Source organism: Labrenzia sp. 5N, assembly GCF_012395805.1.
GTDB classification, from domain to species: Bacteria; Pseudomonadota; Alphaproteobacteria; order Rhizobiales; family Stappiaceae; genus Roseibium; species Roseibium algicola.
Genome location: NZ_JAAZTM010000010.1, coordinates 16482 through 35315, shown reverse-complemented (window position 1 = coordinate 35315; position 18834 = coordinate 16482). Strand labels below are relative to the sequence as shown.

15 protein-coding genes are annotated in these 18834 nt (G+C 57.1%); 6 read left to right on the top strand and 9 right to left on the bottom strand.

Annotated features, from left to right (window positions below; all coding sequences use genetic code 11):
• The first annotated feature begins 16 nt into the window (after nucleotides 1–16).
• Nucleotides 17–670 (top strand): fructose-6-phosphate aldolase, encoded by a 654-nt coding sequence (fsa, locus tag HEP89_RS10975; protein ID WP_168692036.1) that lies wholly within the window; start codon nucleotides 17–19, stop codon nucleotides 668–670.
• 126 nt (nucleotides 671–796) lie between these two features.
• Complete coding sequence (locus HEP89_RS10970; RefSeq protein ID WP_168692035.1) at nucleotides 797–1090, top strand: hypothetical protein; 294 nt, start codon at nucleotides 797–799, stop codon at nucleotides 1088–1090.
• Between the two features lie 27 nt (nucleotides 1091–1117).
• Here HEP89_RS10970 and HEP89_RS10965 read toward each other — a convergent pair whose 3' ends face one another.
• The 7 genes from HEP89_RS10965 to HEP89_RS10935 form a co-directional block, all read right to left on the bottom strand.
• Nucleotides 1118–1801 carry a hypothetical protein gene (locus HEP89_RS10965; RefSeq protein WP_055661534.1) on the bottom strand — a complete coding sequence of 228 codons (684 nt, stop codon included), beginning with the start codon at nucleotides 1799–1801 and terminating at the stop codon, nucleotides 1118–1120.
• Between the two features lie 318 nt (nucleotides 1802–2119).
• Entirely contained in the window at nucleotides 2120–3631 is a 1512-nt protein-coding gene (locus HEP89_RS10960) for a caspase family protein (protein ID WP_208993872.1), read from the bottom strand.
• Nucleotides 3632–3955: 324 nt separating this feature from the next.
• Nucleotides 3956–5296, bottom strand: coding sequence for an HlyD family type I secretion periplasmic adaptor subunit (locus HEP89_RS10955; RefSeq protein ID WP_031269001.1), 1341 nt, complete (start codon nucleotides 5294–5296; stop codon nucleotides 3956–3958).
• Nucleotides 5297–5338: 42 nt separating this feature from the next.
• Nucleotides 5339–7309, bottom strand: coding sequence for a type I secretion system permease/ATPase (locus HEP89_RS10950; RefSeq protein ID WP_055661532.1), 1971 nt, complete (start codon nucleotides 7307–7309; stop codon nucleotides 5339–5341).
• Between the two features lie 12 nt (nucleotides 7310–7321).
• The gene (locus tag HEP89_RS10945) at nucleotides 7322–9286 is read right to left on the bottom strand and encodes a hypothetical protein (protein ID WP_168692034.1); all 1965 of its coding nucleotides are present in this window, start codon (nucleotides 9284–9286) and stop codon (nucleotides 7322–7324) included.
• 212 nt (nucleotides 9287–9498) lie between these two features.
• Nucleotides 9499–10251: a hypothetical protein gene (locus HEP89_RS10940; RefSeq protein ID WP_023000103.1), complete on the bottom strand. Its 753-nt coding sequence runs from the start codon at nucleotides 10249–10251 to the stop codon at nucleotides 9499–9501.
• A gap of 137 nt (nucleotides 10252–10388) precedes the next feature.
• Nucleotides 10389–11114, bottom strand: coding sequence for a hypothetical protein (locus tag HEP89_RS10935; protein WP_023000102.1), 726 nt, complete (start codon nucleotides 11112–11114; stop codon nucleotides 10389–10391).
• 730 nt (nucleotides 11115–11844) lie between these two features.
• Here HEP89_RS10935 and HEP89_RS29730 point away from each other — a divergent pair.
• Together HEP89_RS29730 and HEP89_RS10925 are read left to right on the top strand one after the other, a co-directional pair.
• Nucleotides 11845–12564 (top strand): response regulator transcription factor, encoded by a 720-nt coding sequence (locus HEP89_RS29730; RefSeq protein WP_023000101.1) that lies wholly within the window; start codon nucleotides 11845–11847, stop codon nucleotides 12562–12564.
• Nucleotides 12565–12566: 2 nt separating this feature from the next.
• Complete coding sequence (locus HEP89_RS10925) at nucleotides 12567–13076, top strand: hypothetical protein (RefSeq protein WP_286189704.1); 510 nt, start codon at nucleotides 12567–12569, stop codon at nucleotides 13074–13076.
• Between the two features lie 234 nt (nucleotides 13077–13310).
• Here the strand turns inward: HEP89_RS10925 and HEP89_RS10920 are convergent, their stop codons facing one another.
• Nucleotides 13311–14804, bottom strand: a complete 1494-nt coding sequence (locus tag HEP89_RS10920; RefSeq protein WP_168692033.1) for an aldehyde dehydrogenase family protein — start codon at nucleotides 14802–14804, stop codon at nucleotides 13311–13313.
• Nucleotides 14805–14806: 2 nt separating this feature from the next.
• Complete coding sequence (locus HEP89_RS10915; RefSeq protein WP_152505418.1) at nucleotides 14807–15913, bottom strand: mandelate racemase/muconate lactonizing enzyme family protein; 1107 nt, start codon at nucleotides 15911–15913, stop codon at nucleotides 14807–14809.
• A 130-nt stretch (nucleotides 15914–16043) separates the two neighbouring features.
• On the opposite strand from HEP89_RS10915, the gene HEP89_RS10910 reads away from it, so the two are divergent.
• Together HEP89_RS10910 and HEP89_RS10905 are read left to right on the top strand one after the other, a co-directional pair.
• Nucleotides 16044–17531, top strand: coding sequence for a PLP-dependent aminotransferase family protein (locus HEP89_RS10910; RefSeq protein WP_077291651.1), 1488 nt, complete (start codon nucleotides 16044–16046; stop codon nucleotides 17529–17531).
• 115 nt (nucleotides 17532–17646) lie between these two features.
• Nucleotides 17647–18723: an extracellular solute-binding protein gene (locus tag HEP89_RS10905; RefSeq protein ID WP_023000096.1), complete on the top strand. Its 1077-nt coding sequence runs from the start codon at nucleotides 17647–17649 to the stop codon at nucleotides 18721–18723.
• Nucleotides 18724–18834 lie beyond the last annotated feature (111 nt).

Here is an 18834-nt window from a genome sequence, read left to right as displayed (position 1 = left end):
AAACGGAAAGAGAGACATGAAGTTTTTTGTCGACACGGCGGATGTCAGCGACATCCGCGACCTCACAGAACTCGGCCTTATCGATGGTGTTACCACCAACCCGTCCCTGATCCTCAAGTCCGGCCGGGACATCACAGAAGTGACCCGCGAGATCTGCTCCATTGTCGAAGGTCCGGTTTCGGCCGAAGTCACGGCGACCGAGTTCGAGGCAATGGTGCGGGAAGGCAAGACCCTTGCAAGGATCGCCCCCAACATCTGCATCAAGCTGCCGCTGACGCTGGATGGTCTCAGAGCCTGCCGTGCACTGACTGCCGAAGGGTTCAAGACCAACGTCACCTTGTGCTTTTCCGCCAATCAGGCGTTGCTGGCGGCCAAGGCCGGAGCAACCTTCATTTCCCCGTTCATTGGCCGACTGGACGATATGGCCATGGACGGAATGGAGCTGATCCGCGAGATCCGGCAGATCTACGACAATTACGGCTTTGAGACCGAAATTCTTGCCGCCTCGATCCGAACGGTCAATCACGTCAAGGAAGCCGCGTTGATCGGCGCCGATGTGGCAACCGTGCCGCCGGCAACGATCAAGGCGCTGGTCAAGCACCCGTTGACCGACAAGGGACTGGAGCAGTTCCTTGCGGATTGGGCAAAGACCGGCCAGACCATCGCCTGATCGACTGAAGAGTACGTACAAGCAACTTGCCGGTTCCACCCATGGGCGGAGCCGGTAAATCCACTCGAATTGAACCCGATGACGGTTCGGGCGTTTCCAATGGAGAGACATCCATTGGAGGATAGTATGCGCCCGCACGAAAATGTCCGGACGATAGCAGCCCTAGCCACCGCACTGACCCTTGTGTGCGGCACCGCTCTTGCAGACGACAAGAGCGGCGACTGCAAGGTTGAACCCGGCGCAAAGTCGCAAGACAGGGTTCCCACCGATACTGAAGAAACTGCCAGCCTCTCTGACTGCGACGGTGTTTTGACGCCAGCCCCGATCGGAGACCGCGAGCTTGTCGAACCTGCCCCCGATGTCGGTGAAACGCCGGTCATCGCACCGGAGGAGATCCCGGATCAGCAGCCGGCGGACTGAGGCGACCGCCAGCCAGATCGATGATACTTAAGACCGCAGCAAACGCTTGGTGGACCCGACAGCGGTTGCGATCTGGGAATAATGCGTCTTGCGCTTTTCCGAGTTTCCGGCCGAACGCAGCAGCTTGGTGACGCTCTCGTCGATGGCTTCCGATGCTTCACGGCGAGCCTGCTCGAGATTGGCCGTGGAAACGGCCCGGTAGGTACGCTGCCCCACTGCGGCGCGCGGAGCGCTCCGGTCCTGGTATTTTGAGACAATGCCATCAAGCTTTCGGGAAAGGCTCCGCAACTCCCGCGCCGCGTCGCGATAGTTTGGCCGGTTTTCAATTGTCGAGGCGGCGCGTCCCAGAACATTCCTCAAACAGTCGAAGCGGTATTCGGGCCGGATGGAATTGCGGCACTCGTTGCTGCCGTTCTGGATTATCCAGATGACACCGCGGGTGACCCTTTCGTCGAGATCATAGGATGCGCTCAGCTTCGGGTCGCGTTCCTGCCGATCGACATCATAGGAAGGGCCAGACGGCTCGCTGCTCATGGAAGAGCTGTACTGGGCAAGCAGAAGCTCCTCCAGAACCGAACCCAATGGATCTGCCGGCGCAAGCGACTGGGCACCCGGCACGGCGACCGCATAAGCAGGCACACTGGCAGCCGTCACAACTTGTCCGGCGAGCACGGCAACTGCCACACCTGCGCAAAACCTGTTTCCAAACATGACTTCCTCCAATCAACTATTCAAACACATCGAACAAATCACCAGAGACAACTGATCGAACCGGGCAGCAATCACGATTGGCGCGACACCTGCTATCGGAAAAGCAGCAAAAATCTGCAATATGACTTAGAAAAACGTCTGCACTGTCTACTTTGAAATCAGGGATTGATATTTCCCGAAATGTTTCTTTTGATTGTTCTTTTTCAATTTTAACCCCTTGGAATAAAAGAACAAGTCAAAAATTACCTTGCGTCACGCAACGCGCAACCAAGGCTTTGGAATGTGGAAATCGATCTCAGCCGGAAACCGCTTTGGCCCCTATTCGGAAAGCCCGTAAGCTTTGCGCAGACCTCTCTGGGTCTGCGGGCCGAACTGGCCGTCGATGGTCCCGGTATAGAAAGAGCGTTCTGAAAGTTTCCGTTGAAGGGAGCGCCGTGTCGTGGCCTTGAACATCTTCGGGTTTTCCGAGAGCTGGCTCAAAACTTCTTCGTTGCCGGATCTCAAGGCGCGATAAAGATATTCGGCCGCATCGTCCGGTTCCTTGCCATCGACCACGCCGTCATCGATCAGGGCTGCGTAATTGAACATTGCTTCCGGGTGCCGCTGATCGGCAGCCTTTCCGAACAGCTCGATTGCCTTTTTCGGATCACGCGCGATCCCCAGGCCACCCTGATAATAAAGGAACCCGAGATCGTTGATGGCATCCGCAAAGCCCTCGTCTGCGGACTTGCGAAACAGTTCCAATGCCTTTTCGACATCCTGTTCGACGCCAATGCCGCGCTCATACATGCGGGCAAGCTCGAACATGGCTTCAGGATCACCCGCTTCCGATGCAGTTTCCAGAAATGCTGCCGCACGGGAGGGATCGTAGCGGTCCTCGCTCGGGTTGAGGCGCATGTAGGCAAGGCCTTTCAGCGCCCTGCTGTCGCCCTCCCTTGCCGCCACCTGCAACTGCTCTTCCTGGCTGACTTCAAGGCGCCCCCAGGCGTTAAGACGGTCTGCCGCCGCAAGCACGTTGACCTCCTGGCTGCCACCCGCAAGGAAGTAGGGTTTGCCGGACAGCGAGCCGTAGGTGTGCGGCTCCTGCGCGTTGGCGGTGGCTTTCAGCACGGAATCGCGCACCTGCCGGAAGGCAAGGCCTATTTCCAGATCCCTGATCTTCAAGGTCTGGGCCAGCGCCGATGCAAACGGACTGTTTTCACCTGCCCCATCCAGTGCAACGGCTCCTGCTTCGGCGGCGTAGGCCACCAGCGTGCCGCGTTCGGGAGAAGGTGCTGCCAGCCCGCGTCCGTAAGCCCCCTGATTTACGGTGAGCGTTTCCTGCCCGCCAACATCGGCAAACGGGTCGTTCCGGCAGGAATCCAGGATCACGATCCTGAGCTGCCGGGCCTTGTCGACCGCTTCCAGAATGTCATCGAGAGAAATCGACGTATCGGCAACCTGCTGCCGGCTGCCGGCCTTGGCGTCGGAGGGAACCAGGAAATTGCGCCCGCCGACTTCAATCCCGTGTCCGGCAAAATAGACGAGAGCCACATCGGCGGTTTCCGCCTCGAAGGCGAAACGGTCCAGCAGTTCCCGGAACTCCGCAAGCCCGATGTTGAAATGCTCGGACACTTCGAAATTCAGCTCGTTCAAGGTATCCGAAATCAGCTTGCCGTCATTGGTGGTGTTGCTCAGATCGGGAGCGTTCTCATAGCCCGCAATGCCGACCACAAGCGCCATGCGCCGTTCCGCGAACGGGTCCGTCGCTGCGTGAGCTGACAGGCCCGTCAGCACCAGAAACACCACAACAGACCAGACAGCCAATCCGTTGATTTTAAAAGTCTTCAACAGCAGTTCGACCCGGTTTCGCATTGGCGCAATCACATGAAAACCCTGTTTCCGGCTTGGTACAAGTCCTGGAAACACCGCTTTCATAATTGGCGGATTACCTTGCGAAAACAAGCCCTCTTTTCGTCACGTCACCGGACTGCAGCTGTCCCATTTCAACCGGTACAATCCCAAAAAAGCGGCCGGTCCGCGACTAACGAACCGGCCAAGGCGGACATTGCCTGAAGACCACATCAGACAATCCGGGTTGATCAGCCACCGCATGCAATCCCGCGCAATCTTGCGCTGAAAAGCGGCCGTCGACCGAAAAATGCGTCCAGTTGCCTACTCCTCCCGGAAGGCACGTGACATGCTGTCGACGATCGGCTTGGTCAGATACTGCATGAAGGTTCGCTCGGCCGTCTGGATCATGATTTCCGCGGGCATGCCCGGGGTCGGAACGAAGTTCAGCACCCTTGTCAGTTCGCCCGGCGAGATATCGATGCGAGTGACGTAAACCTCACGCATGATGCCCGTACTGTTGTCGGTGATTGCATCTGCGGACACATATTGCACTTCGCCTTCCAGCACCGGAGTGGTGCGTTGATTGAGGGCGGACAGGCGAACAGTGGCCTGCTGGCCGATATGGACGCTGTCGATATCGGTTCGCGAAATCAGTGCCTCGATGATCAGCGGTGCGTCGGACGGCAGAATCTCGACAATCGTCTTGCCGCTTTCGATAACCCCACCGGCTGTGTGGTAGTGCATGCGTACGATGGTGCCCGAAACCGGTGCCTGAATGACGGCACGTTCAAGAACGTTGCGCGCCTTGCGGGACTGCTCTCTTGCCGCATCCAGCTCGGCCTCGATCGATTGCAGGTCATCAAGCACCTTCTCGTTATAGGCAGCCCGTGTCTGCTTGACCTGTTCCTGGTGCTGCAGCACCTGGGCATTGGCCTCCTGCATGGACGATGCCAGCCTCCCGATCTGCCCTTCCGCTTCTGCGATCGCTCTTTCCAGTGCATTCAGGGTCGGCTTCAGCAGAAGGCCTTTTTCGAAGAGAAGTTTTTTGCCCGTGTGTTCTTCCTGCAGGATCGCAAGCTGCCTGATCATGGCATCATGCTGTTCACGGTAGCCGTCGCGGCGGTGCTGAAGGGATTCGATCGTGCTCTCCAGAATTCTGATATCGCTCGTCAGCTTGGCCTGGGATCCAATGAAACTCAGCTTCTGGCCGGCGATTATGGTGGCAATTTCCTCATCGTCCTTCAGGTCCAGCAATGTTTGCGGGAATTCCACCTCCTTCAGCCAGAGATATTCGGCGCGCAGACGGGCGTTGATCGCTTCCAGCCGCGCCAGCTTGAGTCCCAGTTGTCGCTCGTTTGCGGATGCAACGGTTTCGTCGAGACGAACAATCGGATCGCCTTTTTGAACACGCTCGCCTTCCTGCACCAGGATCTCCTTCACGATCCCGCCTTCGTAGTGCTGAATCTGCTTGTTCTGTCCGGTTGCGACAAAGGTTCCGCTTGAAATCACGGCGGCTGCCAACGGCGCGGTAAAGGACCAGGCGGCAAAGCCTCCTATGAAGAAGACCAGCATGAAAACGCCGATCAGCGTGTGCCAGAAAATCGATCTCGGCACTGCCGAATACCAGTCCATCGGTTCGTGATGTGTCAGAGCGTTGCTCATCTTTTCCCCCTGGCTTGAGCCGTCCCTGGCGGCTGCCAACGCTTATCCTTGTTGCTGAACCGCTCTTTGTTTCTTCCGGTCGGCAAGGAGTTCCAGCACCTCGTTGCGGAAACCGAACATGCTGATGGAGCCGTCGGCCAGAACGAGGATCCGGTCGACACATTTCAGCAGGGACGGCTTTTGCGTGATCGCGACGACGGTGATGCCTTCGGCCTTGGCATGTGCCATTGCCCGTGCAAGTGCTTCGTCGCCATTGGTGTCCAGATTTGAGTTGGGTTCGTCCAGAACGACGAAACGTGGATTACCGAAGAATGCCCTGGCAAGCGCGATACGCTGCTTCTGACCGCCTGACAGCGGTGCACCGTCGGCCGCAACGACCGTTTCATAGCCGTGGGCCAATTCGGAAATCATGGCGTGCACGTCGGCCAGACAGGCGGCTTCGTAGATCTGTTCGTCCGAAGCATCTTCGCGCATACGGCCGATGTTCTGCTTGATCGTGCCCGGGAAGAGCTGAACGTCCTGTGGCAGATAACCGATGTTCTCACCCAGCTGCCGCTGGTTCCAGTTGCGCAGGTCCATCAGGTCCAGACGCACCGCGCCCGATGTCGGCAGGATGGATCCCACCAGCATCTTGCCGAGTGTGGTTTTTCCGGCTCCCGAGTTACCGATGATCGCAAGAGAGTCCCCGGCTTTCAGCGAGAAGGTGATGCTGTTGAGCACGACCCGCTTGGTCCCCTGGGGCACGTAGAGCAGGCGTTCGACATCAAGCCGGCCTTGCGGCTTGGGCAGAACGAGACGTTCGGAATTGAGCGGCGAGGATTTCAGCAGTGTCGAGATCCGGCCATAGGAATTGCGCGACAGCAGATACTGGTTCCAGCCTTCGATCGCCCCCTCGATGGGCGACAGCGCCCGGCCGCCGATAATGGAGGCGGCAATCACCATGCCCCCGGTCAGTTCACCCTGGATGGCAAGGAATGACCCCCACCCGAGCATCGCTACCTGCGTCAGAAGCCGGACCGCCTTGGTGATGGAGGCCGAAACAATGTTTCTGTCCTGCGCACTGACCTGCGCGCGCAGCGAAGCAGCCGTATCGCGCCCCCACAGGTGAACCGCTTCCGGAATCATGGCCAGGGCGTTGATGATCTGCGAATTCCTGGACATGGCATCCAGATGCAGGTTCGCCTTGCTCTGGTTCTGGTTGGCATCGCTGAAATGCCGGGACGTGATCTTCTGGTTGATCACCGCAATCACGAGCAGGATCACACAGGTGCCGCCGACGATCATCCCGAGGTGCGGATGGATGAGGTAGATCGCGACCAGGAAAAGCGGCGCGAAGGGACCGTCCAGAAATGCCATCATGGTGCCGGACACCAGAAAACCCCGCAATTGCTGCAGGTCGTTCAGGATCTGGTACTCCTTGCCATTGCTGTTGAGCGAAGCTCGTGCGGCGGCTGCGAGGATGGGTGAACCCAGTTGCGATGCGAGTTCCACCGCCGTGCGCATGAGGATGAAGCGGCGGATGGCATCGAAGGCTGCCTGCAGCAGGACCGCCCCGACGATCACGCCTGTCAGCATGACCAGCGTGTCCAGCGAGCGGCTGGTCAGGACCCGGTCCGAGATCTGGAACAGATAGACCGGAATTGACAGCACAAGCACATTGATGACGCAGGAAAACATCAGCACGATGAGTAGATTGCGCCGAACGGCGGCGACGCCGTTTTCGAGTGCCTTGGAAAGATCGGGCGGTGTCGTCCGTTGGTGGAACTCGGGCTTTTCAGCCTTGGCTTTGCCTGTGCCAGTGCCAGTGCCTGTGCCAGCACCTGTCCGGGCGGACTTGCCGCCGTCCGCCGGTTTCGCCCTTGCGTCTCCCGCGTTCAGAGCTGGTCCGCCTGCAGCGGCTGTCTTTGCGCCGACAAGCCGTGCATCACCCTTTTTCGCATCGGGGCCCAGCACCTGCGGCTCACCCGCCCGGTTCGTCCGCTGCCCATCGGCAACATCGTATGAAATGGTCATGACCTGCCTCCCCTAAGCGACCATTGTCGCCATCGGATCGACACAGATCTCGTCCGGCACCTGGTTCAGGTTGACGGTTTCAAGTTCGTTGTCACCATTGGTCAGCATGCCGTCGGCCAGGAAGACAACGGCCTCCGACGCAAGACCCGCCCCGCCGTGATCAGGTTGCTCGACATCTGCGGTCAGGATCTCCGCCTGGTAAAGCAAAGCTTCCGAATAAGTATCGCCACCGACGCGAACAACGTTGTCCACGCTGGCTTCCTGGATCACCGCGGCATTGTAGAGAAGGTTAGAATCGCCGTTGATGCTGGTGTCTTCGCTTGAGACATCGACTCCAAGCGTGGCGATGCTGTCGCTGTCGCCCAGGATATTGACCTGTTCGAGGTAATTGATGTCGTAGACATCACCGGAGATATAAAGAACGTTCAGCTGGTTGAAAGGCGAGGTTTCCCCGCTGAAGAGCCCGGACAGGAAGTCATCGCCGAGATCCTCTTCACCTGCCGTTGCGAGCCGGTTCGCGCTTGCCGGATCCAGGTCGACGACGGAACTGTTGTAGTTGGAAACGATATAGGCCTCGTTCCAGAGCAGATTGTCGATCTGCCCGTCAGGCGTCGGCATGGAAGCGTCTTGCGTACCTTCGGCAATGACCTGATCGAAATTGACCATGACGTTGGTCTGGCTGATCACATTGGCCGAGTAATAGTCGCCTCCGATCAGGATCAGATCGAAAAAGGTGCTCAGTTCCGTAAGGTTGAGAGCATTTGTCAGAATATTGCCACCGGACATGATCGTCGTGCCCGAGCCGTCTTCCTGGTAGACGATGGTGTCGTTGTCGACCAGGTAGTTTTTCTGGGTCAGCCAATTCACGAAGGTCATGTCACCTTCGTGGAAAGTGATATCCCAGAGTGAATGATTGCCGACCGGAGCAACATCCATGGGCAGATCCGAACCGGTGTTCATGATCGATGCGATGTTGTAGCTGCCGGTACTCGGATCCGTCGCCCACTCGCCAAGACCCGCCAGATGCGGCGCTGCCAGAACATTTGTCTGGCTGATAATGTCGAGATCGTAATAATCGCCGGCCACAGCTATGGTCGCAGCCTTGCCCCAGACGTCCACCAGAATGGCCTGATTGATCAGTGTGTTGTTGCCGGCACTGATTTGCAGCGAAGCGGAGGCTCCAGCGGTGTCCACCAGCGAAGCCAACTCGCCTGAGGCGCTTTGCGGTCCCTCGAGCACCATGTCATCGGGGTTCGCGTCGGCGTCATCGTCCGGAGCACGGCCCCTCAAATGCTTGATGACTTCATCAAGACGGGCGGCTTCCTCGACAACGATACCGTTCTGATAAAGCTGCCCGGTGTCATCTCCGGTTGCCAGAACCTGTTGCCCGACACCGGGAGCGCCGGTTTGCATGGTTTGGGCTGTTTCCGTCCAGGCTGCGACGGTCGCGCTCAGATTGCCAGCCGGATTGTCTGCTTCCGTAAAGCTGAACCTGCCGGTGATCCCGGCAGCCTCCAGCGCATCGAGGAAGGAGATGAGTGATGGTGCTTCGTAATCGAAATGATAGTGGAGACCCGTGTTGGACAGATAGTCGTTGTCCTCCAGCACGTTTTCGGACCGGGACACAACGGCGAAGCTGTTGGGCAGCACTTCGTGCTGGAACGTTATGAAGCGGACACCGCCTGTCAGCGCGATGGTGTAGGGATTGAAAGTCCCCTCAACCGGCGGCGGCATCAGATGTGCCCGCATGCCAATGCCATCCCACTCATAAAAGTTCAGGGCGGCGGGAACGTCGTCGTAGTAGCTGTAACCATCGAATTCGTAATGGATATTCGGATTGAGGTCGAGCAGCTCATAGTCCGGCCAGACTGTCGGCAGCGCCTCCATCGTCTCACCTTGCTCCGCCTGTTCGGCAGCAAGCTGTGCCGCGCGGAATTCAAGATACTCAAGGCGGGCGCGGGCCTCCTCGAGTGACATGGAAAAGCTTCCTACAAAATGCGAAATCGCTTCACGCGTAAGGTCATCATAAAAAAACATGTCAGCCCCCTAATCTGAATGAAGGGTCGTTTTCGCGGTCAAGCTCGCGCGAATCTAATAACGAGAGGCCGCGTTCAGCAGGCGCGGAGCGAGTGAGCTCCGCGCCTGCTGCTGTTTTCCGGAATTGAAAATCAATTCAGGAACAAACCGGATCAGCTCAGGGAGCCGAGATCTTCACCGGTCATCAGGCTGTCCATGTTGCCGCCGACAATGGTCATGTCGACAGAGTTGTTCAGGATGTTTTCGCCCTGCACAAGCGTGTTGGTGAATGCCGATGCATCGTTGGAAGCGGATGCTTCAGCCGCATTCATGCCCTGGACGAGCGCATCGTCATCAGCGATGACGCTGACGCTGCCGGAACCGAGGTCATCGATTTCCAGATTGCCTTCCAGGTCGACCGACATGCCATGGAAACCGGCATGACCGAACCAGGTGCCGACATGGCCACCGAATGCCTGCATGTCAGCATCGACATATGCCGACCCGCTGGAGCCGCCTGCCGAAATACCGTCATCGGTTTCGGCATCGCCACCCTTGGCACTCAGGGTCTGGTTGAAGCCGGCGTTGTTGGTTGCCGTCGTACCGTTGGCCCAGTCGTTGTCTTCCAGCTGGTTGCTGTTGTTGAGCACGACACCGGCATCATTGCCGCCACCATTGAGGGCTTCGTTCAAAATGTCTTCAACGGTGATGTCGTCGCCCGGGCTGTAGTCGATGCCGCCGTTGACGCTCACGAGCATCTCGTCGACTTCAGCGCATTCTTCCAGGTCGATGTCCACGACATCGTCGTCGTCATAAACAAAACCTTCTTCGAAGTTCATCACGACTTCGGCCTTGTTGATGATCTTCGAGTCATCGACTGCATCGAAATCAGAGTAATTGAATTGAGTTCCACGCTTACCAGACATGATAATAGTCCTTGTTCATCGCGGCGAGCCAGGTCTCGCAAGACCGGCGTTCACACCGCATTCTGACTTGGAAACGGGCGCAGCTGGCGTTTCGGAAACAGGTTCGAAACAGAAAACCGCGGCGCCGATCGAACATCTTAGAGCTCGTCCTCACCAACGCTGTCGGTGTAGAGATCACCGCCGACAATCGTCGTGTCGACCGAGTTGTTGAGAATGTTCGCACCCTGCACCAGCTCGTTGACGAACGCTTCGGTTGCGTTGGCGGCATTGGCAGCAGCCATCACTTCACCAATCACCGTCGCATCATCAAGGGCATCCACGGTCATGGACGACCCACCGAAAGCCAGACCGTCATCAGCTTCCGCCGAACCGCCGTTGGCAGTCAGCTTCTGCGTGAAGGACCCTTCATTGGCGACAAAGGTGTCTTTTGCCCAGTCATTGTCTTCCAGCTGGTTGCTGTTGTTGATTGCAATGCCGGTATCGTTCCCAAGGCCGTTCAGCGCATCATTGAGGACGTCTTCGACCTTGATATCGTCGCCCGGGTCGAAGTCGATATTGCCTTTCGCAATCAGAATGTCCTCGACACTCGCATGGTCGCCGATGTCCAGGTCAATGTTGTCGACGTCCGAAGGACCGTTCTCGAAATCCACATTGATGACAGGATCGAAATCACTGTCGACATACTTGAACACCTGGTTGTTCACATCCTGGGTGTTGTCGTCGTCCGAGTATTCCCACTCGTAGCTCTTCGAATTGTCGATGTTTATTTCGTGATTATAGTTGGTGTTGTACTCGCTAGAATAAGTCGGATTGAACGACTTATCGATGTTCAGCTCGTTTTTATGCCAAACGTATTCGCTCATGGTTCTGTCCTCAGATCGGACAGCTCGGCAGATCGTCTTCTATCGATTTGCATAGGGCTGTCGTGGTTAAGAGGAGCGTTACCGCCCCAGATCAAATGGAAAATGGCAAAAACAACCACCTCAGCTAATCAAAATAGATTTAGCTGCTCCATTTACTCTTCGGCTGGAAGTCAAATTTGAGGATTGGGATCCACAAACCGAGGATTTACACAAATACGAGAATCTCCCAGCCGATGAAAACAATGACAGAACAGGGAGATTTCAATAAGCTGGAAATCTTAACTAAACATTTACCATTCAAGTTTCGCGAATATCTAGCGACATAGGTAAATCACGCGAGGTCAAAAAAAGTATTTAATTGCAATATCTTGAAGCAAAATCTGATCCGCGACTAAATCGAATTATTAATATAACCTAAGGTAAGTTTGTTATATACAAGTTATGGGTGAGGAGAAATTCAGACTAGGGGGTCACTGCACAAATCCCTGTTAATACTGCGATTTGGACGGCATGTTCATTTTCCGACAGCCACCCATTTCCCGCACCTATCCTTGGTCTGAACAAACAAGATAAGAAATTTTATTATTTTAAAAACCGCATGGCTAATGCCGACGGCAGAATAAGCCGGATGAATATTTACAAAAACGCTTCTCCCAGGCCCTGTTTCTGGCAATTGCAAGTGAAAGAGAGTCCAAATTAAATTTTATCTTAGTTTGTAGGGGTGACAGTAATGACTAGCGTAAATTATGAGAATAAAGGGTCAATCTATTATATTGGAGCGTCCGAAAAGTTTCCGAAGGAACTGGAAGGAGTAATCGACCGGGAAATAGAAGATGGACGTTTTATCCGTATCACTCAGAAAATCGATCTTTATCGCTCGGAGCGCCGTGGGGAATTTTCAAAACGCCTTTTCCTGATTGACGAAGGCTTCAGCGCGGAGCGCAAGGAAGCTATTGCCTGCCTGCGGAAAAACTTCCCCGAAGCAAACCTCTGCATGCTGATCAATGACGATCTGTCGTTCCCCTCGATCATCAGCGATTATTTCCAGGAAGGCCTGATCAAGAGCGTGCTGCCGATGAACCTTCGGATCGATCTCTGGCTAGGCGCTATCCGTCTCATGCTCAACGGCGGCCATTATCTGCCGGCTGATGCCATCAAGTACATGGGAATGGAAAGGCCTTACGGCGCAGCCCCGGCCATGCATCAGCGCAGGCACCGCAGCCGTACCAGGAACCGCTTCGGCAAGCTGACGAAACGGGAAACCGAAGTTCTATGCCTCATCTCAGAGGGATATCAGAACAAGAACATCGCCGAAAAATTGTCCCTGTCGGAGCACACCATCAAGCTCCATATCCATCACATCATTTCAAAGCTCGGCGTTTCAAACAGAACGGAAGCAGCCGCGATCTACATTCAGACGGAACAACGACCACCCAACCTAGAGGCCTGAAGATGAGCGCGGCAGATGCGCCCACAATGGCGGACGAATTCCAGACGTTTCTCGCCCTCATGGGCCGGCTGAATTATACGTGGACCAACACGGAGAGCCTGCTGATCCACATGATCGCGGGCCTCGCCGGCGTCACCAAGGAAGTCGCGACGGTGATCTTCCTGACCCTCAACACATCGCGTGCCCGAATTGATCTGGTCGAACGGCTGGCCAAGCTCGACGCGCAAAAACCGGACTTGAGGGAAGAGGTGCTGAGCCTAACTCGGGACATGCACAAGACATTGAAATTGAAAAACAAATATAATCACTGCATCTATTCGTTCGACAACGAAGGGCGCAATGCCTCAACCATCCTGATGCGCATCAGCGACCAGAAACACAAGATCGAATACGGCAAGTCCAGCCCGATCAATGCCCGGGAAATCACGCTCGTCAGGGAAACGATCCAGAAGACACAGACGCTGAACAAGTCGCTCTGGGAGTTCTTCAAGCAGCGCAGGTTTCCGGTGTGAGATCCTCCTGCGCTGCACGCAGCCTCGACAAAAAAGAGGCCGGATCGGTAAACCGAACCGGCCTTTCAGGGGAGGTAACAGGATGTTTGAGCAGGTTCGGATCGCTCTGGTCCGGCTGACTGAACTCTGCCCTGGAGCGTGCCGCGTCTAACTGGAAAGATCTTGCATCGCTTTTTGCGCCGAAATCCTCGATTTCAGGCGGTGAAAAGCGTTTCCGACATAACGCGACAAGTTCTAGCCGATCCTGGCGGCAATGCTTTTGGTCTTGCAGTAGCTCTTGAGACCTTCGAGACCTTTTTCGCGGCCGAAACCGGATTTCTTGTTGCCACCGAACGGCACCTCGATCCCGCCGGCGAAATACTCGTTGATGTAGATCTGGCCGGCATCGATCTTGCGCGCGAGCTGATGGGCTTTTGCGAAATTCGACGTGTAGACGCCTGCGACCAGGCCGTACTGGCAATCGTTGGCAAGTGCCAGGGCATGATCGGCATCATCAGCCACCTGCACCGTCAGCACCGGCCCGAAGATTTCCTCCTGCGCCAACTCGTCACTCGCAGAAACGCTGTCGACGATTGTCGGCTCATAGAACCAGCCCTTGCCGGTTTTCGGGTCAGCGGCTATGGCGCCACCCGTCACGATATCAGCTCCCCGCGACCTTGCGCGGTCGACAAAACCAGCAACCTTCGCAAGATGTCCCGCAGAATTGACCGGCCCGACATCCGGGTTGCCAAGACCGTGCCCGAGTGTCAGCGATTTTGTGCGTTTCACCAGTTCCGCAATGAAGTCCGCGTGAATGTTCTTCTCGATCACGAGACGAGATCCGGCGGAACAGATCTGGCCGGCATTCTCGTAGATCGCACCGAGAACACCGGATAGCGCCTGTTCCCGGTCACAATCGCCAAGCACCACCACGGGCGATTTGCCACCAAGCTCCAGCACCACGCGGGTGATCTCGTCGGCTGCCGCCTTCATCACCGCCTTGCCCGTCTGGACCGAACCGGTGAACGTGATGTGGTCGACATCCGGATGGGATGTCAGTGGAGCCCCGGTTTCGGCGCCGGTTCCGGTCACGACATTGCACACGCCTGCCGGCAATCCGGCATCATGCAGGATCTTCGCGAGCAGCAGTGCTGTGAACGGCGTCTGTTCGGCAGGCTTGGCCACAACCGTGCAGCCGGCTGCAAGCGCCGGCGCGAATCCGCGCGCAGCGGTGGAGATCGGAAAGTTCCACGGAATGATGTGGGCCGTGACCCCGACCGGCTCGTGAATGGCGTAACCGACATAATTCGGCCCAAGGGGAAAGCTGTCTCCCTGCAGCTTGTCGCAAGCGCCCGCGTAATACTCGAACGTACGAGCCGCACCGCGCACATCGCCTTGAGCTTCCTGCAGTGCCTTGCCGCTGTCCAGCGTTTCGGCAACGGCCAGAAGATCGATATTTTCCAGGATAAGCCGGGACGCTTGCAGAAGGATCCGGGACCGCTCCACCGGCACCATGTCTCGCCAGACCGTCTCAAAAGCAACCTTTGACGACTTTACCGCCTGATCGACATCCTCGGCGGTGCCCGCCGTGAAGCGGGCGAAGGCTTCCCCCCGGCCCGGATCGAAACTTTCCATGGTGCGGTTATGGGACGGCTGCGTGAAGCTGCCGTCGATGAAATGGCCGAGGGGCAACGCCTTCAGCGTGCCTGTAGCCTGATATTCCGCGATGAGTTCGCTTGCTCCGGACATCGTTAGCCTTCCAGGGAACTGATCTTGTATGTGGATTTCGCCAGCCACTCCGGACTGATCTCGACACCCCACCCCGGCGCATCGGTCACCGTGGCATGCCCGTCGACAATCTCGTATGGCGACGCGGTGAAGAGGCCGTATTGCCAGGGATAATAGTCGGCTTCCTCGATGGAGAATTCGAGATATTTGCCCGCATTCGGGATCGCCCGCAGCAGATGCATGGTGAACAGCGTCACCAGCGACAGGTTGGCCGCATGCGGTGTGCAGGGAATGCCTGCCTCATGCGCCATTTGTGCCACCTTCATGGTGCGGACCATACCACCGAGATAACAGACGTCCGGCTGAATGATATCGACAACCCGTTCATCGATCATCCGCTGCCAGTCCACCAGAGAGCAATCCTGCTCCCCCCCTGTCACATCGATGTCGAGAGCATCTGTCACTTGCCTGGTCTGGTCATAGTGCCAGTAGGGGCAAGGCTCCTCGTAATGGGAAATGCCGTTGGCTTCCAGGAATCGGCCGATCTCGATAGCCTTGGCTGGCGAATAGCAGGAGTTGGCATCGACCAGCAGTGCGGTGTCGTCACCAAAGGCCTTGCGCATGGTCGGCACGATTTCTTCCGTCCTGCCCGGCCATTCGTCCTGGTCGCGGCCGCATTCGGCACCGATCCGGAACTTGAAGGCGTCGAAGCCGTAAAGGTCCTGCTGCTTCTTGAGGCGATCCGCTTCGTCTTTCGCCGTGATGTCACGCTTCATCGACGACCCGTAGGCCCGCACCTTGCCCGGCGTTCCGCCGAGCAGTTCGCACACCGGCTTGCCTTCCAGCTTGCCGCGAAGGTCGAACAGGGCAGTGTCCAGTCCCCCCATCGCCCGGCGCAGATAAGATCCGGGAAACTTGTGCTCCCGTTCCGGGATGATCTCCATCAGGTGTTCAATGTCGAAAGCGTCTTCGCCCAGCGCATAAGGTGCAACCTGACGGTGGACGACCTCCGCGGTGATATCCGCGTAGTAAGGCGCTACCTGCCCCCATCCGGTCGCACCGTTTTCGGCGGTTGCACGAACGAAGCAGACAAACTCATTGGTAAATGTTTCTATTGATTGTATTTTCATTGTCTTATCCGGTCCTCGGACGGACGGTCCCGATGGATAGGGGTTGGCTCGTGAACCGACCCTTATCCAGAATTGGACTTGATAGAAGGTCCGTTTTGCGCAAACTCTCATACCAATTTGGGAGAATGCGATGAAACGGCATGCCGGCGCTGTGCTCTCGTCGATCAAGATCGACAAGACGGCCGAAAAGAAAATTTCGATCCAGCTCTACATGGCCCTGCGCGACCTGCTGCTGACGGGGGCATTGACCCCGGGTGACCGGATGCCGGCTACACGTACCCTGGCGCAGGAGATCGGCGTCTCCCGCACGACGGTAATCGATGCGACCGACCGCCTGATTTCCGAAGGTCTTCTGGAGGCAAGGGTAGGGGCCGGAACTTTCGTCAGTGAAGCGCTGAACGCCCGCCTTGCACCGAAGCCGTCACAGGAGGCCAGCGACATCACCCCTGTCGTGCCGCGCCTTTCCCACGCGACCCGGCATGCCATCCCGGACTTCACCTTGCGCTCGCGCCTGCCGCACAAATCGCAGGCCTTTGTCACAGCCCTGCCGGCGCTCGACGCCTTTCCGATGGCGCAATGGGCAAAACTCTCCGCACGGCACTGGCGCAAGGACCGCGACCACATTGCCGGCTATGGCGAACCCTTCGGCTACATGCCGCTGCGCCGGGCGATTGCCCGTCAGCTCAATGCCTCCCGCGGAATCAAGTGCGACCCCGAACAGATATTCATCACCAACGGTGCCCAGCGCGCGTTTTCGCTGGTTGGCGGCATGCTGGTCAATCCAGGCGAGCCGATCTGGTTTGAAAATCCTGGCGCAATTGGTGCGCGCAACGCTTTTGTTGCCATTGGCGCAAGGCCAATTCCTGTCGCCGTTGACGAGGAAGGTCTTTGCATCGAGGACGGCCTTGCCAAGGCGCCCTACTTTCGGCTCGCCTTCGTAACGCCATCCCACCAGCAGCCGCTTGGCCACGTCATGAGCCTTTCCCGCCGTCTGGCGCTTCTGAAAGCCGCCAATGAAGCCGACGCCATGATCGTGGAGGACGACTACGACGGCGAATTCTATTTCGGCGACCAGCCACCACCAACACTCAAGAGCATCGATACCCACGGCCGGGTAATCTATGTCGGCACCTTCTCCAAGTCCCTGTTTCCAGCCCTCAGGCTCGGCTTCGTTCTGGTGCCGGAAGGCCTGGTGGAAAGCTTCGAGCGGGTCTGCCTGACCTGGCTTGCCGGTGTTCCGACCGTCACCCAGGCGATCGTTGCCGAATTCATGGATGAAGGCATGTTCGCAACGCACATCCGCACCATGCGCCAACTCTACAAGCACCGTCACGATACCTTGATGGCAGAAAGCGCCAGTCTTGCAGGAGACATCGACCTGCAGCCGACCAGCAGCGGCTTTCACGCTGTCGGCCTTTTGTCGAACCGATACGACGAAGACAGGATCGTCGCTGAAGCGGCCAAACACGGCATCACCACCGCCCCCCTGTCTCGTTACGCTCTTGGCCGGATACCGCAGCGCGGCATTGTCCTCGGCTTCGGCAGCTCTGCGCAGGATGACATCCGCAAAGGCATGAAGGTTCTCAAGAAAATCCTGCCTGTTTGCTGCACCAGCTAAGGTGCACCCTCGGTCAATTGGACTGCTAAATTATCTGCAATGGATATATTTGGCAGGCCAATTCCAACCTAGGCTTTTTTCCGGTTAGTACGCTGAGTGCATTCAGGAGGACGTCATGCATTTGAAAACAACACTAACCGGCCTGTTGGCCGCAACCATGCTTGCCGGTGCCGGCTCTGCCCAGGCAGAGACCCTGCGCCTGTTGACCTGGGGGTCTTACGCTCCCGACGAACTGGTCCAAAAATTTGAAGAAGAATATCCGGACATTGATGTTGAAGTCACCTTCTCCAACAACGAGGAAATGATTGCCAAGCTGCGCGCCACCGGTGGTGCCGGCTTCGACCTTGCCCAGCCAAGCCACGACCGCATCTACGCGGCCCAGCTGGAATATGACATCTACAAGCCGCTGGATCTTTCAAAGATCGACACCGGTGCGATGGAAGCCAAGCTGCTTGACGGCGTGAAGGCAAACACGACGATCGAGGGTGAAGTCTACGCGGTTCCCCACCAGTGGGGCACATCCGGCCTGATGGCCGACAAGACAAAGGCTCCGGACCTTTCGAGCTGGGCCGACCTGTGCGACCCGGCCTACAAGGGCAAGACCTCGATGCGCCTGAAGCGCACGATCCTGCTCGGCACGGCCTTCTCGATGGGCGAAGACCCGTTCGCGGCCTACGCGGACCTTGAGAAATACCAGGGCATCCTGGACAAGGTCGCCGACAAGCTGATCGAGTGCAAGGACAACATCAAGGCCTACTGGAAAGGCGGCGACGACCTGTCCGCCATGATGCTGTCAGGCGAAATCGTGGCATCCGAAACCTGGGATTCCACCGCCTACAAGCTCTACGACCAGAACCAGAACATCGTCTTCGTTCCGCCGAAGGAAGGCGCGCTAGCCTGGATCGACACCTTTGCCCTGCCGCGCAAGGGCAAGGCGGATGATGCCGCCTACAAGTGGATCAACTTCGTGCTGCGGCCGGAAAACGTGACCATCATGTCCGGCAGCACCGGCGCGATTGCCGCGGTCAAGGGTGGTACCGACCTGCTGCCGGAAGACAAGAAGGCAGCCGTCAATGCGGCCTTCACCGCAGCCGACATCGACAATCTCAAGTTCTTTGCCAACATTCCTCCCGGCGTGGAAGACATGGAAGGCAAGACCCTCGAGAAGATCAAGGCAGCCACAGGCGGCTGATCAGGTTCAGGGCTGCCGGAACCATTCCGGCAGCCCTTTCCTTTTTTGAAAAAATCAAAACACCGGAGAGAAGCAACCGGGAACACCCGGCGCTCCAAACCCCGATCCCTT

What these genes read in the sequence shown, in the direction of transcription:
- HEP89_RS10965 (WP_055661534.1), bottom strand. Translation starts at nt 1,801, where the DNA reads ATGTTTGGAAACAGGTTTTGCGCAGGTGTGGCAGTTGCCGTGCTCGCC.
- fsa (WP_168692036.1), top strand. Translation starts at nt 17, where the DNA reads ATGAAGTTTTTTGTCGACACGGCGGATGTCAGCGACATCCGCGACCTC.
- HEP89_RS10950 (WP_055661532.1), bottom strand. Translation starts at nt 7,309, where the DNA reads ATGACCATTTCATACGATGTTGCCGATGGGCAGCGGACGAACCGGGCG.
- HEP89_RS10920 (WP_168692033.1), bottom strand. Translation starts at nt 14,804, where the DNA reads ATGTCCGGAGCAAGCGAACTCATCGCGGAATATCAGGCTACAGGCACG.
- HEP89_RS10935 (WP_023000102.1), bottom strand. Translation starts at nt 11,114, where the DNA reads ATGAGCGAATACGTTTGGCATAAAAACGAGCTGAACATCGATAAGTCG.
- HEP89_RS10940 (WP_023000103.1), bottom strand. Translation starts at nt 10,251, where the DNA reads ATGTCTGGTAAGCGTGGAACTCAATTCAATTACTCTGATTTCGATGCA.
- HEP89_RS10910 (WP_077291651.1), top strand. Translation starts at nt 16,044, where the DNA reads ATGAAACGGCATGCCGGCGCTGTGCTCTCGTCGATCAAGATCGACAAG.
- HEP89_RS10905 (WP_023000096.1), top strand. Translation starts at nt 17,647, where the DNA reads ATGCATTTGAAAACAACACTAACCGGCCTGTTGGCCGCAACCATGCTT.
- HEP89_RS10915 (WP_152505418.1), bottom strand. Translation starts at nt 15,913, where the DNA reads ATGAAAATACAATCAATAGAAACATTTACCAATGAGTTTGTCTGCTTC.
- HEP89_RS10970 (WP_168692035.1), top strand. Translation starts at nt 797, where the DNA reads ATGCGCCCGCACGAAAATGTCCGGACGATAGCAGCCCTAGCCACCGCA.
- HEP89_RS29730 (WP_023000101.1), top strand. Translation starts at nt 11,845, where the DNA reads ATGACTAGCGTAAATTATGAGAATAAAGGGTCAATCTATTATATTGGA.
- HEP89_RS10945 (WP_168692034.1), bottom strand. Translation starts at nt 9,286, where the DNA reads ATGTCACTCGAGGAGGCCCGCGCCCGCCTTGAGTATCTTGAATTCCGC.
- HEP89_RS10955 (WP_031269001.1), bottom strand. Translation starts at nt 5,296, where the DNA reads ATGAGCAACGCTCTGACACATCACGAACCGATGGACTGGTATTCGGCA.
- HEP89_RS10925 (WP_286189704.1), top strand. Translation starts at nt 12,567, where the DNA reads ATGAGCGCGGCAGATGCGCCCACAATGGCGGACGAATTCCAGACGTTT.